The 20624-nt window shown below is 58.0% G+C and carries 14 protein-coding genes; 9 read left to right on the top strand and 5 right to left on the bottom strand.

What is annotated here, in order from left to right:
* Positions 1 to 17 precede the first annotated feature (17 nt).
* The 5 genes from KJA79_RS19165 to KJA79_RS19145 all read right to left on the bottom strand — a co-directional run bounded on the left by KJA79_RS19165 (position 18) and on the right by KJA79_RS19145 (position 7029).
* Entirely contained in the window at positions 18 to 1457 is a 1440-nt protein-coding gene (locus tag KJA79_RS19165; RefSeq protein ID WP_213043699.1) for a TolC family protein, read from the bottom strand.
* Positions 1454 to 2752 carry an efflux RND transporter periplasmic adaptor subunit gene (locus tag KJA79_RS19160; RefSeq protein WP_213043698.1) on the bottom strand — a complete coding sequence of 433 codons (1299 nt, stop codon included), beginning with the start codon at positions 2750 to 2752 and terminating at the stop codon, positions 1454 to 1456. The genes KJA79_RS19165 and KJA79_RS19160 overlap by 4 nt, the downstream gene beginning before the upstream one ends.
* On the bottom strand, positions 2752 to 6021 hold the full coding sequence (locus KJA79_RS19155; RefSeq protein WP_213043697.1) for an efflux RND transporter permease subunit: 3270 nt from the start codon (positions 6019 to 6021) through the stop codon (positions 2752 to 2754). The genes KJA79_RS19160 and KJA79_RS19155 overlap by 1 nt, the downstream gene beginning before the upstream one ends.
* Complete coding sequence (locus KJA79_RS19150) at positions 6015 to 6440, bottom strand: response regulator (protein ID WP_213043696.1); 426 nt, start codon at positions 6438 to 6440, stop codon at positions 6015 to 6017. The genes KJA79_RS19155 and KJA79_RS19150 overlap by 7 nt, the downstream gene beginning before the upstream one ends.
* A 214-nt stretch (positions 6441 to 6654) precedes the next feature.
* Positions 6655 to 7029 (bottom strand): CZB domain-containing protein, encoded by a 375-nt coding sequence (locus KJA79_RS19145; RefSeq protein ID WP_213043695.1) that lies wholly within the window; start codon positions 7027 to 7029, stop codon positions 6655 to 6657.
* A gap of 229 nt (positions 7030 to 7258) precedes the next feature.
* Between KJA79_RS19145 and KJA79_RS19140 the strand changes: the two genes are divergently transcribed.
* The 9 genes from KJA79_RS19140 (at position 7259) to KJA79_RS19100 (ending at position 20538) form a co-directional block, all read left to right on the top strand.
* On the top strand, positions 7259 to 8521 hold the full coding sequence (locus KJA79_RS19140) for an MFS transporter (protein ID WP_213043694.1): 1263 nt from the start codon (positions 7259 to 7261) through the stop codon (positions 8519 to 8521).
* Positions 8522 to 8681: 160 nt separating this feature from the next.
* Positions 8682 to 9944 carry an MFS transporter gene (locus KJA79_RS19135; RefSeq protein WP_213043693.1) on the top strand — a complete coding sequence of 421 codons (1263 nt, stop codon included), beginning with the start codon at positions 8682 to 8684 and terminating at the stop codon, positions 9942 to 9944.
* 483 nt (positions 9945 to 10427) lie between these two features.
* Positions 10428 to 11081 carry a hypothetical protein gene (locus tag KJA79_RS19130; RefSeq protein ID WP_213043692.1) on the top strand — a complete coding sequence of 218 codons (654 nt, stop codon included), beginning with the start codon at positions 10428 to 10430 and terminating at the stop codon, positions 11079 to 11081.
* The gene (locus KJA79_RS19125; protein ID WP_213043691.1) at positions 11078 to 15145 is read left to right on the top strand and encodes a hypothetical protein; all 4068 of its coding nucleotides are present in this window, start codon (positions 11078 to 11080) and stop codon (positions 15143 to 15145) included. The genes KJA79_RS19130 and KJA79_RS19125 overlap by 4 nt, the downstream gene beginning before the upstream one ends.
* Before the next feature lie 45 nt (positions 15146 to 15190).
* Entirely contained in the window at positions 15191 to 15967 is a 777-nt protein-coding gene (locus KJA79_RS19120; protein WP_213043690.1) for a hypothetical protein, read from the top strand.
* Entirely contained in the window at positions 15964 to 16878 is a 915-nt protein-coding gene (locus tag KJA79_RS19115) for an alpha/beta hydrolase (RefSeq protein ID WP_213043689.1), read from the top strand. The genes KJA79_RS19120 and KJA79_RS19115 overlap by 4 nt, the downstream gene beginning before the upstream one ends.
* Positions 16879 to 16895: 17 nt before the next feature.
* A complete protein-coding gene (locus KJA79_RS19110; protein ID WP_213043688.1) occupies positions 16896 to 17858 on the top strand; it encodes a dienelactone hydrolase family protein in 963 nt (320 codons plus the stop codon).
* A gap of 112 nt (positions 17859 to 17970) precedes the next feature.
* Positions 17971 to 18297 carry a hypothetical protein gene (locus KJA79_RS19105; RefSeq protein WP_213043687.1) on the top strand — a complete coding sequence of 109 codons (327 nt, stop codon included), beginning with the start codon at positions 17971 to 17973 and terminating at the stop codon, positions 18295 to 18297.
* A gap of 72 nt (positions 18298 to 18369) precedes the next feature.
* Positions 18370 to 20538 carry a hypothetical protein gene (locus KJA79_RS19100; RefSeq protein ID WP_213043686.1) on the top strand — a complete coding sequence of 723 codons (2169 nt, stop codon included), beginning with the start codon at positions 18370 to 18372 and terminating at the stop codon, positions 20536 to 20538.
* Positions 20539 to 20624: the final 86 nt, after the last annotated feature.

The raw sequence follows: 20624 nt of genomic DNA, 5'->3' as shown, positions 1-20624 counted from the left end.
GCGCAGGCCTGAGTTGATCAGTTGGTTGCGGCGGGCGGGCCTTCCAAACGGTCCTGCACCTCCGGCGCGCGAGGGGGATTGGCGGCGCGGCTCATCAGCAGAATTCGACCGGTATCATCCCCCTGTGAGGTGTACGCGAGGGTGACCTCCGCAATCTTGTAGTCGTACTGCGTGTCCGCCAGCCTCGTTTGTGCCGCAGTGAGCGCCACTTCCGACTGCGTGACCTCCACCACCGTTCCCAAGCCGAGTTTGTAGCGCTGTTTCGAGAGTTGTAACGCTTCCTGCGCCGTCTTGACCTGTTCTTCCGCCAGTGTGATCTGCTGCGCGAAGGTGAGGGTATCGAGATAGGCGTTGGTGACCTGCTGCGTCAACGCTTGCTCGATGTTCGTGGTGGCGGCAGAGGCGGCCTGACGATTGGCGTTGGCCTCGACCACCTGATTTTCGATGAGGAAGCCGGTGAAGAGCGGCATGGAAACCATGGCACCGGCCATCCACCACCCGCCGGTCTGTTGATTCTGGCGGGGATCGAAGGGATCAAACGTGCCTCCGCTGGCAATCGCCGACACCGTCGGCAGGTATTGGCGTTTGGTCGCCGTCAGCCTGGCGTCGGCCGAGGCGGTCTGCTCCTTGGCGCGTTTCACTTCCGGATGCGACAGGCTTTCGTTGATCAAGCTTTCCAGCGTTTTCTGCGGCCGCACGTCGACGGAAATGTCTTCGAGGACGTAGTCGTCGGCTCCGACGATACCCATGGTTCGATTCAAATCGGCAAAACTGGCTTTCAAATCGTTGCGGCTGCGCACCAGGAGCGATTGCGCATTGACCAGCTCCACATGCGCGAGATCGAAGTCGAACTTGGACTTCAGTTGCTGGCGATAGAGCGTTTCGATTTGCCCGGCGATGACGCCGCGTTCCCGGACGGTTTCTTCGGCGATCTGGACCAGCCGCTTCCGCTTAAGACTGTTCAAGTAGGCGCGTTGCACATAGAGCAGCACGAGGGCGCGACGGGCGCTGACATCCTGCCCCTGGGCTCGTTCAGCGAGTTTGTTTGATTCGACGAGATTACTGGTGTAACCGAAGTCATAGATCCGTTGATTGGCGATCACGCCGCCGGTAAAGGTGCTTTGGTTTTCCCGAAGGAGTCCGCCGCCGATCAAGAACCGTGGGTTGGTGACGCCCGCTCCGGCGACCGTGTTAGCGTTGGCATAGACCTGCGGATAGTACAGGGAGCGCGCCTGTTCGGTGCGCGCTTCGGACGCTTTCAGATTAGCAGTGCCCTCAATCAGCATGGGATGGTTTTTGACGGCGATGTCGACGGCCTGCTGCACGCCGAGAAAACTGCCGCGCGACAAGCTCACCGGCTGATCCGTCTCTGCGGCAGTGGCAGCGGAGGCCATGGCCGCTGTCGACGACAAGAGCGCCAGCATGATGAACGTGGTGCGACGCCAGGTGTGGTTCATGGGTGGTCTCCTTGTTTCGACGTACTTCCGTTCACGGGGTTGCCCGGCGGAGGCGGCGTGCCTCCCGGTGCGCGTCGTTCAAACTTCTGTTGGGACGGCTTGGCATCCGGCAAGTTGAAGGGGGAGGCCTGCACCGGCATGCCCTCCAGCAGGCGTCGCTTTCCGACCGCGACGACATCTTCATCTCCACGCAACCCGGAGGTGATTTCCATCCAACGGCCGTCGGTGATCCCGGTCTGGACGGTGACCGATTTGGCCTTGCCCTCTTCCACGATGAAGAGGGATTTGCCTTTCGGCGTGCTGATCACGGCCTGTGGCGGCACGACCAGGGCTTGAGGAATCTCGCGCAGTCCCAGTGAGACCTCAGCAAAGGTGCCGGGCCTGAGTGCATGGTCCGGGTTGGGGAGATCTACCTCCACCAGCAGGCTGCGGGTGGACGGATCGAGTGCCAGCGTGGATCGGGTGACGGTGCCCGTAAACGAGCGGCCGGGGAGTTCAGTGACCTTTACTGTGGCTGCCGTCTTGCCAGGGACGATCCAGGGACTATCGTCCTGCGGAACATTGGCGTAGACCCGTACCGTGTTGAGGTCCATGATCGTAAACAGCGGAATAGCAGTGGTGGCCGACGACGTGGCGATTTGAATGAGGGCGCCGGGATCGGCAAATCGTGCGGTGACGATGCCGTCATAGGGCGCGCGGACCTTGGTATAGTCGCGCATCACGGCACGCTGTTCCATGAGATGTTTGGCCCCCTGGTAGGAGGCTTCGGCCACATCCACGTCCTGTTTGGCAATCACGTCGGGTGATTCGTTCCACACCTTGGCGAGCCGCTCGTAGGTCAACTTCTTGATCTTATAGTCCGACACGGCCTGCTGGTACTGCTCCTCCACCTCAGGGGCATCGATGACGGCGACGACCTGGTCTTTTTTGACGGCGTCGCCTTTGTCCGGACCGATCCATTTGAGATAACCCGAGACCTTCGCGTACAGCGTCGTCTGGTAGAGCGGCGAGACGTTGGCGGGAAGCTTGACGGTATACACCAGGTCGCGGCGCGTGGGTTTGAGCACCTGGACATCGACCGGCGTGGAATCCACGTCCGAGGGAGTCGGGCCGGCCGGTGTTTCCGATTGCGCTGTCCCAGCCGGTTTCACCACAGACGAGGTGGTCGCCGGTTCATTTCCCTGCCAAAAAAGATAACCGGCGATCGCCACGATGAGAAGCACACCCGTCGCGATCCAGAGCGGTGTACGGTTGGAGCGCTTCACCAAGGGCGGCGGGACTACCTGTTCGGTCATTAAATTTCCTCCAGAGTCGCGGGCGGGGTCGAAGACATCGGGGGACGTTCCCGGCGAATCAGCACGAGTGAGTGCATGATGGGAACCACCAACAGCGTCATGATTGTACTGACTGCCAACCCGCCGACGACCGCACGAGCCAGGGGCACCATCGTTTCATTGCCCTCGCCGAAGCCGAGAGCCAGCGGCAGCAGGCCGAGAATCGTCGCCAGCGCCGTCATGAGGATCGGGCGAATACGCCGCCGCCCCGCTTCCAGGACGGCATGCTCGGCGGTCGCTCCATGGCGGACCATACGATTGGCAAAATCGACGAGCAGAATACTATTCGACACCACGATGCCCATCATCATCAACGTGCCGATCATCGATTCGACGTTCACCGAGGTGTTGGTGAGGTGCAGGGTCAGTACAGTGCCGATCCAGCCGAGTGGGACCGCCACGAGGATGATGAGCGGGTCAATGAATGAGCGGAACAACGCCACCATCACGAGGTAGATCAGCACCACGGCGAGGGGGAGGGCCAGGGCGAAGTTCTGAATCGCGCCGCGCATGTTGGCCACTTCGCCGCGCAGTTGCACCGTGACGTCTTTCGGCAGAGGCACGCCGGCCATCGCCTGTTCGATATCCTTCGCCACGCGACCGAGATCGTTCCCCACCGGCGTCACCAGCACGTTGATCAGGCGGGATAAGTCGTAGTGGTCCACCGAATCGGGACCGGTTTTAAATTTCAGCGAGGCCACATCGCGCAGCATCACCGGGGGGCCTCGTCGGTCGTCGCCGGACGCGTAGTAGCCGCTGGTGAGTTCCATTTGCCGCCCGGCAAACGGCGTGTTCTGAAGCGCAAGCGTCGAACCCTGGATGCCGCCGCCCGTGAGGCTGGCCGTCGGCAGGAGCGGCGTGCGCGCGCCGATGATCGGAATGTTGAGCAGGTCTTCCGTGGTCGTGAGCGATTGTTCGGGATACTGCGCCAGCAGGAAATACCCGTTGGCGGTTTTGGGATCCAGCCAATAGTTCGGCGAGAGGGCCAGGTTGGAGCTGATGCCGGTGATGACATCGACCACGACGCGATTTTGATTGATGCCGTAGTAGGCGGCTTTTGTCCGATCCACATCGATGTGCAATTCGGGATAACTTTTGCCTTGCTTGATCCGCACATCGACCGTGTTGGGCACCTGCGCGACCCGCTGCTGGATCTGCTCCGCCACCGGCCTGATGATATCGAGGTTCGGACCCTTGACCTGAATGTCGATGGGAGCTCTGAGGCCGAAGTTCAAGACATCGCTGATGATGCCGCCTGTTTGAAAGGCGATCTCGACGCCCGGCAATGACCCCTTGAACCGCTTGCGCAGGTCCGCGATGTAGTCTTCTGTGTGCCCCTTGTGGCCGGTGACCAGGTTTACCAGCACAAAGGCGGTATGGTTGCCGGTGTTCGGGGCGAACCGCGCTGCATCGCCGTAGTAGAGTCCGGTGTTCGAAATGACCTCTTCCAGATCGTCCTTCGGGATGGTGTCGTGCACAAGTTGTTCGATGTGACCGACGATGGCCGTGGTCTTTTCGATTCGTGATCCCTCCGGCGCCATCACCAACATGGTGAAATTGCCCGCGTCCACCTTGGGGAAGAACTCGGTGTGGAGACGTGGCAGCAGAAAGACCACAGTGGCAACCAGAGTGAGCGCAGCCAGGCCGATGACAACCGGTTTGAACCGCACACCGGCACTCAACAGCGGTTCGTACATCGCGAGAACATACCGGAACCATCCCTCGTCGGCCGATGCCTCGTGGTCTGAAGACTTGGTATGTCCGGCTTGGTACAGCCAGGCCAGCACGACCGGCGTCACCGACATGGAGACGACATAGTCGGCCAACATGGCGAAGGCGACCGTCATGGCCAGGGGCACGAAGAGATACTTCACGATGCCGGTGAAAAACATGATCGGCAGGTAGACAATGAGAATGCAGATCGTCGCGACCAGGATCGGAAGCGTCAGTTCCATGGCGCTGTCTTCCGCCGCCGAACGCCCGTCTTTTCCCATCTCCAAGTGTCGGTGCAGGTTTTCCTGTACGACGATGTTGTTGTCCAGCAGGGTGCCGATGACCAGGGCCAACCCGCCCAGCGTCATCAGGTTCACGCTCTGGCCGGTCAGGTAGAGTGCGACCAGCGCGGCGGTCAACGAGAGGGGAATGGCCAGCCCGACCACGAGCGCCGCTTTGACACTCGCCAGGAAAATGAAAATCATCAGGCCGGCCAGTCCGGCGCCGAGGAGGCCTTCTTTCTGCAGATTGGCGATGGCCTGGCGGATGTAGAGTGACTGGTCGTAGAGAAATTTAACGGTGGTGCCTGCTGGAATTTCTGTGAGTTTCGAGAGCTTGGCGCGAATGCCGTCGGTGACTTCCAGCGTGTTGGCGCCTTCCTGCCGGGTGATGGGCAGATACGTCGCTTCACGGCCGTTTACCCGTACGATCGACGTCTGCACGGCGGCGCTGTCGGCGGCGGTGCCGATGTCGCGGATCAGCACCGGCGTGCCGTTGACGATCTTGATGGGGATGTCGTTGATCTTGTCCACGACGTCCACGAGGCTATTCGAGTAGACGTAATAGTCGAGATCGCCGATCTTGATGTTGCCGGCTGGAATGATGGCACTTTGCTGGTTGAGCGCGTTCACCACATCCGAGGGAGAAATGCCGCGCGCGAGCAGCCGTTGCTGGTCGAGAAACACCGTGATCTGCCGGACCTTGCCGCCCAATGGAGGACCGAAGGAGATGCCGGGGATGGTCGCGATCTGGTTGCGCACATTGAAGTAGGCCAGGTCACGGATTTCTTTGGGACCGAGTGTGTCGCTGGAGATGGAGAGGTAGCCTACAGGCAGACTGGACACGCCGAACTTGTAGACGGAGGGCGGGTACACGCCGGGCGGCAGCAGGCGGATGATGCTGTAGGCCAGGCTGGTCAGCTCTGATTGGGCAGAGTCGATGCCGTACTCCGGCTGGAAGAAGACTTTGATATAGCTCATGCCGGAGAGTGATTGGGATTCGATGTGTTCGACGTAGCTCGCCTCGACGAAGCGTTGCTCCATCTTGAGCGTGATGGCCCCTTCCATCTCGCTGGGACTCAGCCCGCGATAAAAGGTGGTGACGAGAATCGAGGGCAGCTTGATCTCGGGGAAGATGTCCACGCGCATCTTCTGATAGGAGACGGCGCCCAGAATCAGCGCGATCATGCAAATCGCAAAGACCGCATAGGGATTTTTGAGGGCGGCGCGCGTCAGCATGCGGCCATCCGTCCCGTGCAGTTGTGTTCGAGCCAGAATTTCCAGAGGTGCAGGGAGAGGCTCACCAGATCATCGAATTGTCCCGGTTTGACCAGGTAGCCGTTGGCGCCGGCCTGGTAGCAGGCATGCACATCGAGGGCATCATCGGAACTGGTGAGAATCACCACCGGAATCTGCGCAAATCGCGCCTCCTGCTTCAGGCGTTTCAACACATCCACTCCGCGTTCTCCCTGTAATTTGAGGTCGAGCAGGATCAAGGCCGGTTCGTCACCGGGCACGTGATCGTTGAGATAGGTCATCGCCGCACGGCTGCTATCGGTGATGTCCAAGCGCCCCTTGTACCCAGACTGGGCCAGGGCCTGGCGCAATAACTCGCATTCGCCGGGGCTGTCGTCGATGAGGAGAATGGATGCGGCCATGGTGCTCCTGCACAGTAAAATCGAGCCCACTCCTCTGCAGAGATCGTTCCTGGCGTGAGTGCAGTATGCTCGGGACCGGCAACGCCTGTAGCACCAACCGGTTACGTCAGACAGCTCAAATTGGTTGCGCGGGGTAGTCGGCAGTATAGGCGAGGGAATTCTGGAGAAACTCCTCAGTCTCTGGGGAATTTCTCCAGAGCCTGGGGAGGTGGACCTAAGCAGCCTTCGCCGCAGTCTTCTTCCACTCCATCATCTTAGCCGTCAATGTGGACGAGGCGGCTGTGTAGTCGCCTTTGAAGCCGATCGACGCTTCCGCCCCGGCCTTATCACCCGCTTGTACTTTGGTGACGACGGTTGCCGCGACCTTGTGAAACGCCTTGTGCAGCTCGAGGATCTCTTTGTACCGCGCATCGTTGGCGACCGGAGTGCCCCCCAAGCTGTAGAGCCACTTGCCGAACTCACAGCGGTTGTCCACACCGACCTCGGCTGGAACGAGCGCCAATGTCCCGTCGATGTTTTGGCGTAATTTCACCTTCCACGCTCCATGCGCACCGATTGCCTTGTCGATCTGTTCCACGATGTTGGACATGCCGCCTCCTTACGAAAATTAGTGACTCTGTCTCCTGTCTCGGAAGGAAGAGGCGGAATCTTGAGAAGGCGAGGGTGATGAGCTGAGGAATACCTGGGAGAACCGGGCCTGTGCCGAGGTTGAGCCAGAGACTTCCCCAGGACGCCGGCCGAGTCTGAATCAGTACGATACATGCAGAGAATTCGACGGTAGACGGGAACACGGTGGTCGCTGGAGAAGGAGTGCCACCATGTCTAGAGACCATGGGTCGTCACAGGTGAGTCGCGGATGGCGTCTGATCAACACCAGGGATTTCGGCCTCTTGTGGTGGGGCCAAGCGACTGCGCAAATCGGCGAGGGCCTCAACAAGGTCGCGCTCCTCTGGTTTGTCTATGAGTTGACCGGCTCGGCTATGAAGATGACGATGGTGGGCCTGCTGCAGACCATTCCTCCGCTGGTGTTCGGTCCGCTGATCGGTGTCTATCTGGACCGGCTGCCCAAGAAGGCTGTGATGGTCTGGGTCGATCTGGTTCGTGCGCTGCTCACGTTGCTCATTCCCGTACTCTCTGCCATGGACACGTTATCGATCGAGGGACTCTATGGGCTGATTTTCCTGACGTCGGTCGTGTCCACAGTCTTTGGTCCTGCCCTGGTGTCGGCCGTGCCTCTCCTTGTGCGGCCCGCGGAGCTGATGTCAGCGAATGCGCTGATTCAAGGTACCAACAACATCGGAATGTTACTGGGGCCGGCCATCAGCGGGATCATGATTGCGCTGATCAACGCGGAAAACGTGTTGTTCGTCAATTCGGCCACATTCCTCATCTCCGCGCTCTGTCTGACGCCGATTCGATTCGCCGTCTCTCGCGTGAGAGCGGTGCAGGGGACCTCCTCCGTCTGGGAGGAACTTCGTGCCGGATTTCGTTTCGTGTTTGCGCAGCGGTCCATGGTCCTCACGCTGGTCATCATTTCTTCCCTCTACAATCTGGGTGTGAGTGCCTTCGTCTTTATTTTGCCGGTGTACGCCAAAGAGTTTCTTCGGGTTGGCCCCGTTCAATTGGGCTGGTTGTGGTCTGCGTTGGGCGTGGGCATGTTGGCTGCGTCTACCTGGCTGACCTGGAGGAAACAGAGCGACATGCAAGGGCGACTGCGTATCGTCGTCCGTAGCATGACCATCGGCGGGCTTGCCGTCTGTAGCCTGAGTCTCTTGGAGACTCCGCTGGTTGCCGCAGGCATCGTCGTGATTGTCGGCGGCAGCACGGCCGTGCTCAATCCGATCGTCTGGGCGCTGTTGCAGGAGGTGACGCCTGAACACCTGATCGGCCGCGTCCTCACGACGTTTAGCGTGGGGTCCATGGCGTCGGCCATGGCCGGGATGACGGGATTTGGGTGGATGGCCGACGCAATCGGCCCCGCTGCGAGCCTGGTCGGGTTGGGGCTGGTGCTCCTACTTACCGCGGCCGTGGCGGTCCCTTGTGCTCGCAATGCCTGTGCCGTTCCTACCGTGCGGGCGTGAGAGGACTCTAAACTCGTGGGTGGGCACCATTTCGCGCGTCCTGCATGTGCGAGGCAGGGCACACCGGCCATGGCGGATGGAAGGATGCTGCGTGGGACCAAGCGTATCGACATCACTGCCTGGTGATCCCTCTCCTCACGCAAACGTTTATACTGGCGACATGGCCGAAGTCTCCCGGTGGCTGCTCACGCGCGACTTTCGCCTCATGTGGTGGAGTCAGGTGCTGTCCCAGGTTGCTGAAGGCGTCAGCAAGCTGGCCTTGCTCTGGTTTGTCTACGCGGTGACCGGCTCGCCGCTCAAGACGACCGTCATCGGCCTGTTGCTGACGCTGCCGCCGATTTTGTTCGGCCCGTTCATCGGCGTCGTCGTCGACCGGCTCCCGAAGAAAGCGATTTTGATCGGCAGCGATCTGGCGAGGGGGGTGCTGATCGGCGTGATTCCTTGCCTGGTATCCGTGGAGCATTTCACGGTCGCCTCGCTCTACCTGCTGACCTTTCTCTATGGCGTCGCGACGGCCTTGTTCGTGCCCACGCTGTCCTCCGTCGTTCCCTTTATGGTCGGTCGCCCGCGGTTTACGGCCGCGAATGCCCTGCTTCAAAGTACCACCAGCATCGGCATCATCCTCGGTCCCGCTGCCGGCGGACTCGGCATCGCCTTTTCGGGATCACAAGATGTCCTGTGCGTGAATGCCCTGACCTATGTTGCATCAGCGGCCTGTCTGTTGCCCATTCAGTTGCACGGGGCGGACGGGAAGCCCACGGCCGGCCTTGGAGAAGGACGATTCCTCGGACAGGTGCTCGATGGTCTCCGGTGGGCGTTTCTGAGCCATCGGACGATGCTTGCGCTGATCATTCTGGCGTCGATCTATACTCTCGGCAGCGGCGCGTTCAGCACGCTGTTCCCCGTCTTCGGCCGCCACTTGCTCGGGCTCGGACCGGTGGAGATCGGCTATCTCTGGTCATGGCTCGGGGCCGGGTTGCTCCTCTCATCGTTCGGTTTGATCCGGGTGAGCGCCTGGGACCTTCCGCGACGGCTTGTGGTGATTATGCTCTCCTGCGCACTCGCGGGGTTAGCCCTGATTGGGCTGACCTGGACGCAGGATGTGTGGACAGCCTCGCTGCTCGTCGTCTGCATCGGGATCGGCTTCGGCAGCTGGACTCCCATCGCCTGGGGCATCATTCAAGAAGTGGCCCCGCCGAGAATGGTTGGGCGAGTCATGGCGGTGTACACGGCGGTGGCCACGGCCACCTCCATGCTTGGCATGACCCTGTTCGGTTGGGTCGCGGAATCGTTCGGCTCCGTCCCCAGTGTCATCGGGATTGGTGTGGTGATGGGTGTGCTCGCGGGTGGCACGGTATGGTTCAGGGGGCGGATGGGTGGGGCTGGGGTTTGGAGAAAAACACCGGAATACACTCATCGGTAGTGCGCATACTCTGATCTCTCTTGATTCTCGTCATCGTTGGTTAGGCTGAATCGGACAGGAGTTCTCCGCAAAGAATGATTCTGCCCGCCCCGTTCAATCCAGCAAAAAGTCGAACTCTTGGCCCCGTCAGGTCGTGCCTCTGCGGCCATTAGGCCTTCTGTTCAGGCTGCCGTGCACATGGTGCTTCGCAGCGGGACGGGTATCGATAAGTAAAAACAGTTTCTCGCCCTTTGGATGCTCTGTAATTTCCGTGATGCTGCCCAGCTGAAGCCAATCTTGTTTCGCCACATGCCCCTACGCCTGCCCGTATACATTCGATAAGCAGCCCTACGGAATGTGATTGCTAAATGGTGGTATTTCAATGGCTGGTAGGGCCATTTGGATCTATTGCGCATACGTAGTCAGTGAGATTACAACGTGCCTCCTGTCAAGAACTCCGCGACACACGTTTGCATAGAAGGCTTCAGATGGGGAGGAGGCACAATGCTCACGCACATCCCACTGTTTGCATCCTTAATCGTGCTCCTCGCGGTGAGCACCACCGGTTGCAACTCCCTTCCTCAGAACATCGCCTTGGGTGCCGCGATCACGACGGCGGTCGGAGCTGTGATCCCCGGCCATGACATCGAGCAAGTCTATTACCTGGGGTCGTTCGATCCTCAAGAGCAGGTGCCGCCTGCGCTCTATCGCGTGCGTGTGCGTGGGCAGGCCAGCATCATCAGCTGGATGCGGTTCGGTTCCGGCTGGGTGCCCGCTGAGTTGATCGATTCCTTGGGAAGTTCAGTCGAGATCAACAAGGCGGACGGCAAGATCCACTTCACACATGAGAACAGCAAGAGTCTGGCGAAGCTGGCGATTGGCCGCCGTCTGATGCAATTCGGTCCGGAAGGATTTCGTGAGGTGCCCAAGGAACATCGCCTGGTCATCGTCATGGGGTCCGACCCGGAGAAGTTTTTTGCCGCCATGGACGAAGCTCTGGGGGCGGTGAGTCAAGCCAAGGTGGATCAAGACAGTGGTGCACTGAACCGGATGCTGTTTGAAGCCATGACCACCGTGAAGGCGGAGAAACAGGTGGTCGAGGCGCAGTTGGAGGCCGCGAAAGAGCAGTTTGCCTCGAGCGAAAGGAGTGGCTTATGAAGGCATCGGCCACCATCCGACGGCAGGCCGTAGCGGCGACATTGGCTCTGTGCGCTCTCAGCGGATGTGCTGTTTTAACCGTTGATGTGGATGTCTATAAGGGGGCGCTGGTCAACGAAGAGCATGTGCAGCTGCACCAGCTGGTGGCGCTCACCACCGCGGCCCAGCCGATGCTGGTGCATCTTCGAGACAACCTTGAGTGGCCAGAGACGGAGGGCAAACCACCGAAAGGAGCTACTACCTATCCCGGCAACTATTCCGGAGACTGTGAGAGAAAACAATGGACGGGCAGCTGGTACGAGATGGGACATGTGAAAGCGCCCGAAGGTTGGGTATCGGAAGCACCGAAGCCTTGGTGGAGGGCATTTTGGGATACTTTGCAAGAGGGGTTCAGAAACCCTCTGTGTCGGCCACATTTTAAGAATCCTTATGCGCGTGCCGTGAATAATGTTTTGAGTCTTTACGACGACCTTGCCGATTCCGATCTCGGTCCCCATGCTCGTAAACTGAGGCAAGCGGTAGAGCAATTGCGGACAGCCACGTCTGATCCTGAAAAAGATCAGGCCATCTATGTTGAGCTTGCCTCAGGGTTCAAGCCGGATACCGCTCTCACCCGAGAGGGGTTGTTGAATCTGAAACAAGGCTACCGAGAATTGCTGGTCTCCTCCTCCGGGAGCGAAGTCAGTCGCAAGGTCGGACCACTGATGGACGCCCTTAAGGAGCTATGGAGCAACCCCAAAGCCATAAAGAAACAGGTGCCAGAGAAGAAACCAAAGGAAATAGAAGCCGACTTATTATCCAAATGGGAAAGGACGGACACTTACCTGATCAGAAACGAAATCTTCGATCGGCGTCTACCATTCAGAGCTGTGTGGAAGTTTCTTGGCGAAGGAGTGACCGATACGTTTCTTGCTGAAGTGACTCGGGAATTATGTCCACAAGGTCGAGAGGGCGACAGCGCCTGCGGCGCGCTCTTGAAGCGCACACAAGCGCTTGCCGATGAGTACTGGAAGTCGAGACGGGCCGTCCGGGACATTTGGCTGGAGAGCCTTGGTTTGTTGATTGATATCGAGCGTTTACGGCGCGACAACACAAAAGTGTATGACGATCTGAAGAACAAAGTGATCCGGCTGGTTGTTGAGGTGACTAATGTGCGGCACATCGCATCGGCGTTGGATCGTCTCGACCGTGAGGGACAGTGTTCGCTGCTGAGGAATCCACTGAGTCTCGGCTTGTTTTGTGAGGTTGGCAAGGATAGTCAGCCGATCTGGAGCGAAAACAATGTGAGAAAGCAGCTTGGCTATTTTGAGGAGGTGTTGCGACGCAATCTTTCCAGTTCACCGGCAGATACGGCCCATTTCCTTCTATATCTCGACAGCCTAGAAAGCACTGCTCCCCAGAAGAACAGCATCGGCAATGTATTGGTTGAAGCAGCTAACAAGGTGAACCCTCAACGCCTGGTGAGACTAGGGCTGAATCGCAGTTTCATTGAGGATCGCAAGTTGGAAGGCTCGCCGGAACTCTTCGACTTCGTAGACGATGTAAGTCGAAAGGTGGCTCAGGGTTTTGAGCGAGGCCGCCTGCCGGATGGATTGCACACGCTTACAGAAGCGTTTTTGAAATCACATAACGGCAATACACACGCGGGAGATTCGCACGAAGAAGAGAAACTCCTCGATGCGTTGGTGGAGTTTGCGCAAAAACTGCTGTTCCTTGCGAACCATGAAGGCTTGTCATCCCCACCAGGAACGTCTGGCCTCATCCTGGGAGGGGCCGAGAAAATTAATCGCGGGTTATTCGGAGACTCCCTCACAGACGCGGGGTTATACGGCATCTTCGGCTCAGGTTTGGCTGAAAATCGCAAACAACAATACGTCCGAGTCTTGCAGGCAGTTGGCAATTCCATTTTGTTTTCGGCGAATGAGCTGAGGGAACGGGAGCGGTACCGAGATCAAAGTAAAGGCAAGGTTCAAGCAGAGGTCGCTGCCGTGAGGGCGGCGTATTCGCCGGATCCGGTGAAGATCCTTAGCGATCTCCTACATGAGCTCCGAAGAGAACAAGTCATTGCTCAGAATCAGCTAGGTGAGGCCACAGCTCAGAAGGCAGCAATTGACGGACAAATCGGGAGCTCGAATAATCCAAAATCCGGTTTGCGGCTGGCTGAGGACACGGCGCTCAATGAACGGAACAAGGCCGAGCAAGATCTTGCGAATTATGTGACCAAGCAGGGTCAGCAGAAAGCCATTCATGATGTGCTGACGCAGGAGGTGATTGCGAAGATCAAGGCTCAATGGAAGTCGTCGGGAACAGGCGCGGCCGCCGATGTTACGGCGTTTATGACCGGTTCGCACGGAATCGAACAGGAACTGACCACCGTCCGACAGGCGCTGGATGGTATTCCCACTCCTGTAGAAACTCACAATTTTGATGAAGGCGTCAAGTATGTGAAGTCTCCCGAAGCAAAGGCGGCATTTGAAGCCTACCGCACGATCAACGGACATACGTCGTTCGCACAAGCTGAGTTGTTGGACGCGTTTGCCGCGCATCTACGTGAATTGGAAGCCGCACGGGCGGCGCGCGTGACGCAGTACGAGAAAAGCATCAGGGAGAAGGCGCAGGCGGTCGTTGATGTGCAGGAGAAGATCGCGAAGATGGAGGCGGAGTCGGTGCGGCTGGCGACCGTCATCGCAGCGCTTCCGAATACTAAAATTCAACTGATCACAGCGGCGACGGTTATCGAAGCTCTAAGGGCTGAGGTGCTGGATGAAGCCGCGCAGCATGACCGGTTCGTGTCGCCCGACGCCATGTATCTCCTACTGGCCACGCATGTGAAGCGGAAAGAGGACGCCGAATCTGATGTGAGCAAGAAGCAACCATATCAAGTCGCTCTAGATGTCTTGTCGCGTCGTACCCCGCCGCCTGGGCTGCCTCCGCCGAATCCCACAGACTACAAGAGCCCTCTCGCCGTTATGGACGATGTGATCGCACTGCTGCGCCATCGGCAGATGATGGCGGTAGAGCGGTTTGGGAAAGGCTCTGACGAAGACAAGAAAGCGACTGAAGCCTTGGAGAATGCCTATCAGCATCGAGCCGGGATGGTCTATATCCGACCGTCGTCGGCCTACCTGCGGACCAGTTTTCCTTCTACCTCATTGCAGGACGATCCCAACTTGGCCTGGGACAACATGTTGCTCAAACAGGGTATCAGGAACCTGCCTTTCTCCTCGCAGCTGCGGGATATCCTGGATCCCTCGGTGGAGCGGGATCGAATACTGACGGCCGAGCTAGATAAGCAATATTGGCAAAACATCAACCGTGTGCGCGTTTCGGGAGCAGGATTTACCAACCAGGCACTCGTGAAAGACGATGTGGGCAATTGGTATGTGAAACAGTACTTCGGCGACACGGAAAAAATCGTCAAATCGGCCAAGCATGTGGCCCTCTACAGTTTGGGAACCAAGCTGCCCATCGATCTTTCTGATGAGCTGCGGAAGGCGTTCGTTACGAAGGAGGGGTCCAAGAAGACGGAGGCAGAGAAAGAAGCGGAACTGCCGCCGTTGCGGCAGGTATTCGGCAAACATAAGGCTGCGTATCAGGCGTACATCGCTGACACAGCAACGCAACTTGTTGCATTGCATGGAAGGGACAATGAAAAGACCCTGTATGCACAAATCTTGGCCGCATGGAAGGGTGACGCTGAGTCCTCGACGGACGCAGATCCCATGAAGGCGCTCACAGTAGCACTGGAAGAAGAAGTTGCGCAGTGGGATACGACCCTCGGTCCGTTGAAGGAGGCTTCAGATCAGGATCGGGGCCTTGCTATTAGGAAGGATCTCCGAGCGCTTGCCAAATTTGAAAAGCAGTTGTCGGCGCGGATACAAAAGCTCGATAAACAGGAGGCGTTGAAGACCAAAGCAGCCAAGGAAGTCCACAAGGTTGTGGGTCGTATCCTGATCGGTCTGTTGGAGGGTCACAAGCAGGCGTTGGATCGATATGAGCAGGCGGTTCTCTTTATCGGCGACGCCGCCAATCCGAAAGATCCGAAGCAGGAGCAGGAGAAGTGAACCAGTCGCGAGCGGCAGAGGAGAGGCGAACAGCCTGAAGAAATTATGGACATTGAATCAACAACGTTAGGCACGGCGGCGCTCGCGATCGGCGCGTTGGGAGGAGCGGCACAGGGCATCGTTGACGGGCTCTTCAAGGCATTTACGTGGTTTGATTCGGCCGGGTTTGAGCGGGTGTTTGCGGTGGGAGGCAAGGAGGGAGGACGGCGGTTCTTTCCGACGCACAAGGCTACCCTCGATCCACTGTTGCCCGCTTTGAGAATTGCCTATGGGAGTGACGTCATGGAGTTACTCCGTGCTCAATATCGAGCAGGCCGTGCAGGCGGCGACCTGCCTCGAACGCTACGGCAGGGGGTGCGGATCGGGTTCGGGATGATGGAGGTGCCGACCATCGCGTTGGTGGCGACTGAGTTAGGCGTCTCGGCGGACATGGCAACTCTGGCAGCGCAAGCGATTGACAGCGCGCGCCGACAGCGTTCCCACGCGGAGCAGCCCCCGTCTCAAAACGTGCCCATGCCTCCTCAGGAGCCGGCTATGAGCGATGAACAGCGATCCGCGTTGGCCCGTCTGGAGACCATGATCGATGCCCGTATCGATGCCGCCTTGGCCTTGGCCGACACACAATATGTCAGCCAGACCAAGTTCCTAGCTACATTCGTTTCGTTGGCCATTTCATTCGCGGTTGGTGGGAGCTTGGGAATGGTCCCGGATGAGTGGGGGTGGTGTCTCCTCGTCGGTCTTGCTGCCGTTCCCCTGACGCCAGTCGCGAAGGATCTCTCCACCGCCTTGCAAGAAGCCACGAAGGCGATGAAAGCGCGATGAACGCCTTTATCCTCAGCTTGCGTGACCAAAAATTTGGGGGAGCTGTCACCTCAGGCGTGCTCTATAAGGCTCTGCCGTATTGGGATGTGTGGTGGAATGATCGATTGCCGGATTTTACCCTGCTGACTCGTGGACAGCGTCTCACGTTGCTCCTGCACGGCTATAACAACGGCCTTGAGGAGGGGCGTGACAAGCTGGTGCGGTTTATCGGGTGTCTGGAACAGCAGGGCTCAACGGATCTGATGCTCGCGGTTCTTTGGCCCGGCGACTCCTGGGCCAACGCGCTTGGCAGCTGGGCCGGCGCGTTGAGCTATCCCGCGGAAAGTCGCGATGCTGACGACAGTGCCGATAACCTGCTCACGTGGCTTGTGCTCCATGTGCATGAGAGCGCCCGTGTGGCGTTCGTCGGCCACAGCCTCGGTTGCCGCGTCGTCATGCGCGCGGCGCAACGCATGGTACGAGATGTGACGGTCAAGAAGCCGATCTTGGATCGCATCTGTTTGATGGCGGCGGCAATCGACAGCGATTCGTTGGGTAGAGTCGAGCCAACCTCTTATCGCGACGCCGCAAAGCAGGCCGACCGGATTGCGGTTCTGGCCTCACAAGAGGACAGGGTCCTGCAGGTGGCGTATCGGGCGGGCGATTCGGTCCAGTCCTGGTGGCCGTTCTCAGGAGAGCGTTCGGTACGGGCACTGGGCCGGTATGGTCCGGAAGGTGGTTCTCCCGAGGTGTCAGCTAAGATCGAATCACATATGGCAAATCCTGATCGAGGTATCGGTCACAGTGACTATTTGCCGCAGTACCCTCCACCGGCGGCACCACTGCATCACACCAGGGCCAAGAGCGAACAGTTCGTATTCGAGTTTTTGAGTCGCCGCCCGAATCCTGACTGGCCGGCAGAAAGACCGTAACGATGAGGATGGTGTCGATGTGTCCGATACGTCTTTTCACAAAGGACATTCTCGCACTTGGTCTCGCTCTGTCGTTGTCGTCCTGTGCGATGGTGGAGTCCATCCGCTGCCTGCCTCACGGCGAGGATGTCCCGTTCGATGTCGAGAAAAACAAGTTAGAATCATGCTTGAAAAGCGACAAGAAGGACACGGCCGGCGACGATGACTTTGAAGCGGGTTCGATTAAGCATCCTGTGTATTGTTTCCCTGGCGATCGAAGTAAGCCGCCGGTGCTGTTGCTCCATGAACTGCCTGGTTTGTCTGGGAAGACGTTGGAGTATGCGCGCAAGCTGTCCCAGGACTTTACGGTCTATGTGCCGCTTTTGTTTGGCAAACCGAATAGCCAGTCGAACTGGCATGGTCTCGTGATCACCTTTGGACTCAACGGTGAGTGGCGGGGGTTGGAGAGTGGAACGAGCGACGTTGTGCCGTGGCTGCGCGCGGTCGTGGCGGAGATTGAGCGAGTGCATCCGCAGCAACGCATCGGCGTGATCGGCAACTGTTTGACGGGCTCGCTGCCATTGGCCTTGCTCGGCAATCAGAAAATCCATGCCGTCGTCCTGGCCCAACCCACGCTGCCGTTGAATATATTCGACAACAGCAGCGAGGCCAGAAGCTCACTGGGCATTTCGAAAAATGAGATTGCACAGGCGAAACAGAGTTCCGCGAGGATCTTTTACCTGCGGTTTGAACAAGATTGCATCGCGAAACCTGAAAAGCGGTGGAAGGTGTGGGATCTCTTTACGGAGCGAGGAAAATTTCCTGATCGCGTGCACAAGTGGGTGATTCCGTACGAGAAGCATCCGGTTGAACATGCTCATAGCACCTTGATCGGGGAATGGCGCGTCGGCGAGTCCGGCAAGGCGACGACTGATGCCCACGAGGAAGTCCGACGATTTCTCCTGGACCCAGTGACGTTCGAGTCAACGAGTGAACGATAGCAGACTCTTACTAGACACTATGAATGACGATCCAACGCCGGATTCGCTCGTAGAGCCAACTCCGCAGTGGTACAGGCAACACGGCTGGCGCTTTGGAAGCATGCACCTGCATGTGACCGCTTCAATCATTCATGTGGCGATCTGTTTAGCGCCATTACTATTTGGCCTTGTTGGCGGGCTACAAATCTCGTCGTGGCCTAAAGATCGCCTCTGGCTGATCCTGTTGTGGGTTGGGGTCGCCGCGCTGGGATACCCGACTTGGGCATGGGTTGAAACCATGGTGTTTGAGCGGTGGGTGAGGAAGTTACCGGAGCCTCAGCGGAAGGTTGAGCGAGCCCATTACCAGCTTCACGTGGGGATGGCCAAGAACTTTTGGCAAGCCGTCATGGAAATCTATAAAGTTGCAGGTCTCATTGGAATCGGAATTGCCCTAAAGTAAGCATTGATGTGCGGAGCGGTGAGCGAGGGGCCTGCACTCGGGCTCTCATCAAGCTGGGAAGGGGTTTCTGTCATGTCCAACGAGAGTGAAACGCCGCATCCTCGTCACTACATCATTGTCGTGCATGGCATCGGCGAGCAGCGGCACAACGAAACCACGGTGGAGGTGGTGAATCGGTTTGCCACGGCACGAGCCAAGCCAACACCGGAATTTCCTTATGCGGCGCTGTTGCCCGGGACTCTGTCCTCGCTTTCCATGCGCCGCAAGGGTGGGGGGCAGGGCTGGTCGGAGTTCGAAGGAATTCCCGTTGAACCACGGAGCGTTTCAGCAGCCTTTGACGGCACTCGCGCGACCATCACAGCAGGGAAGAATTTTCGCTTCGTGGATATGCGGTGGGCGGACATTTTGCAGGAGCACCATAGGGTGTTCAGCTCATCGACAAAGCAGTGGACGGGATCGTTGTTGGCTCGTCTTCAGCCGCCGTTCACTCCCCCCAAATGGTCGACCCCATGGGTCCTCCCCCTTCTATGGGAGATCAAGCAAACCTTGCTGCCCATTCAAGGTTTGCTGAAGAGGTACTCAGACGAGATCGAGAAAACCGTTTTCCAGGATGTGATCGGCGATATCCATTTGTACGGTGACTATGCCCGTACCAGGGGGCAGGCTGTCCGCCGATTTCATACGGTGATGGATGAGATCCATCTGCGTGACTATGTCCAGTGGTGCCGCTTTGAACGGACCAGTGCCGCTGAGGACTATGTTCCGCCCTTGTATACGATCATTGCGCACAGTCTGGGGTCGGTCTTGAGTTATGACGCGTTGGTGTATGCCTTTGCGAAAGAAAGCATCAGAGACGGGACTGATCGGCATGAGAGCGGCTGTCTTCCTTTTCCTGGTTACACGGAACGGGAGGATTCCGACCAAGACGCCTGGCTGGGGCTGCTGGCCGAGTTAATGAGGGACCCTCGACGTTCAGACCTTCCACGCGCCGCCAAAAACTGGGCCGACTTTAGTCAGTGTTATTCGCAGTTCGGACAGTGCCATGGTGCGAATATGCCGAATATGAACGGGTCACCGATTTACCAGGAGATCCCTCTCCTCCTATGGCGCAATCACGTAAAGAATTTCATCACCCTCGGGTCGCCGATCGACAAATTTCATACGCTCTGGCATCACAACTATCGTCATATGGGCTTAAGTCACCATTCTTTTTCTCCTGCGTGGAGTGATAACTGGCTTGACGACAGCCTTCGGCACCGCATTACCCATTACAACCTCTGCGATGAACAGGATCCCGTCGGCCATCACCTGGACACCACCCTAGAATGCCCAAGTTACAGCAAGGTTTTTAATACCAGCATTCCAGTCGCTTGCCGAGACGTGGTATTTCGTCGGTATTCGGTGCCAGGGATGGCGCACGTTCAATATTGGAAGGATCAAGCGCTCTTCGATCGCGTGATCAGTGAGGTTATTGACGAGTCTCCGGCGTTTCCAGGCGATCATGACGAAACCCATGTGGGGCAATTCATCTCCAAGGACTTCATCGAAGTCGCCGGGGTCTACGACATGGCGTTGATCTGGGCCTACGCAAGGATTCCCCTCATTGCATCGGTCATCACAGGGTTGTTGCTGAGTTACGGTTGGATCGGATGGTGGTACTGGGGCTTTTCACCATCCTCGGCCTTTGCACTGCTTACGGGAATCTTGCTCTGGACCTGTCCCAGGCCGTTCGATGCCTATCGTCGTGAGGCGAAAACCGAATATATTGCGGGACAAAATGGGTTGATGAGGCGAGTGCTACCTTGGCAGCCCCGCCGCGGGATCTTCGCCAATGTCGTGGCCGGATCGGTCGCCTGGCGCCGTATTCTCATTTTGCTGAATGCTCATCCGCACCAGGCCTTCGACGCAAACGATGCGAAAAATAGAAACGTACGACTGTCATTGAAAACCGCAGGCAATTTTAACAGAGTGTTTCGCCGAAGGATTCTCGGCGGTATTGTCGTACTTCTTTTGGCCTCGGCGTGGATTTGGGGCGGAGGAAGGCATTTGTCTGCTTCGGTCGACAATGTTGCCGGACCGCCAGTCTGGTATGTCGCCACGTTGGTTCTGCTGACCGTGACGATGGTGTATCTCTGTTGCATGACGTATGTTGGATATATCTTTAAAAAGATGAAGAAAACCATGGCCCCAGCGGGTATGTCAGACTCTCCCTCGACTTTGCCAGCTTCCCAGGTTACCTGATCGGGTCGATCCGCTCTCGGCCCCTTCCAAGGTAGGATACCGCTCAGCCGCCGGCTCTCGATAGGATCCGCCTACAAGGAGGCTGA

The organism is Nitrospira defluvii (genome assembly GCF_905220995.1).
GTDB lineage: Bacteria > Nitrospirota > Nitrospiria > Nitrospirales > Nitrospiraceae > Nitrospira_A > Nitrospira_A defluvii_C.
This window is presented reverse-complemented; position numbering and strand designations above follow the sequence as displayed.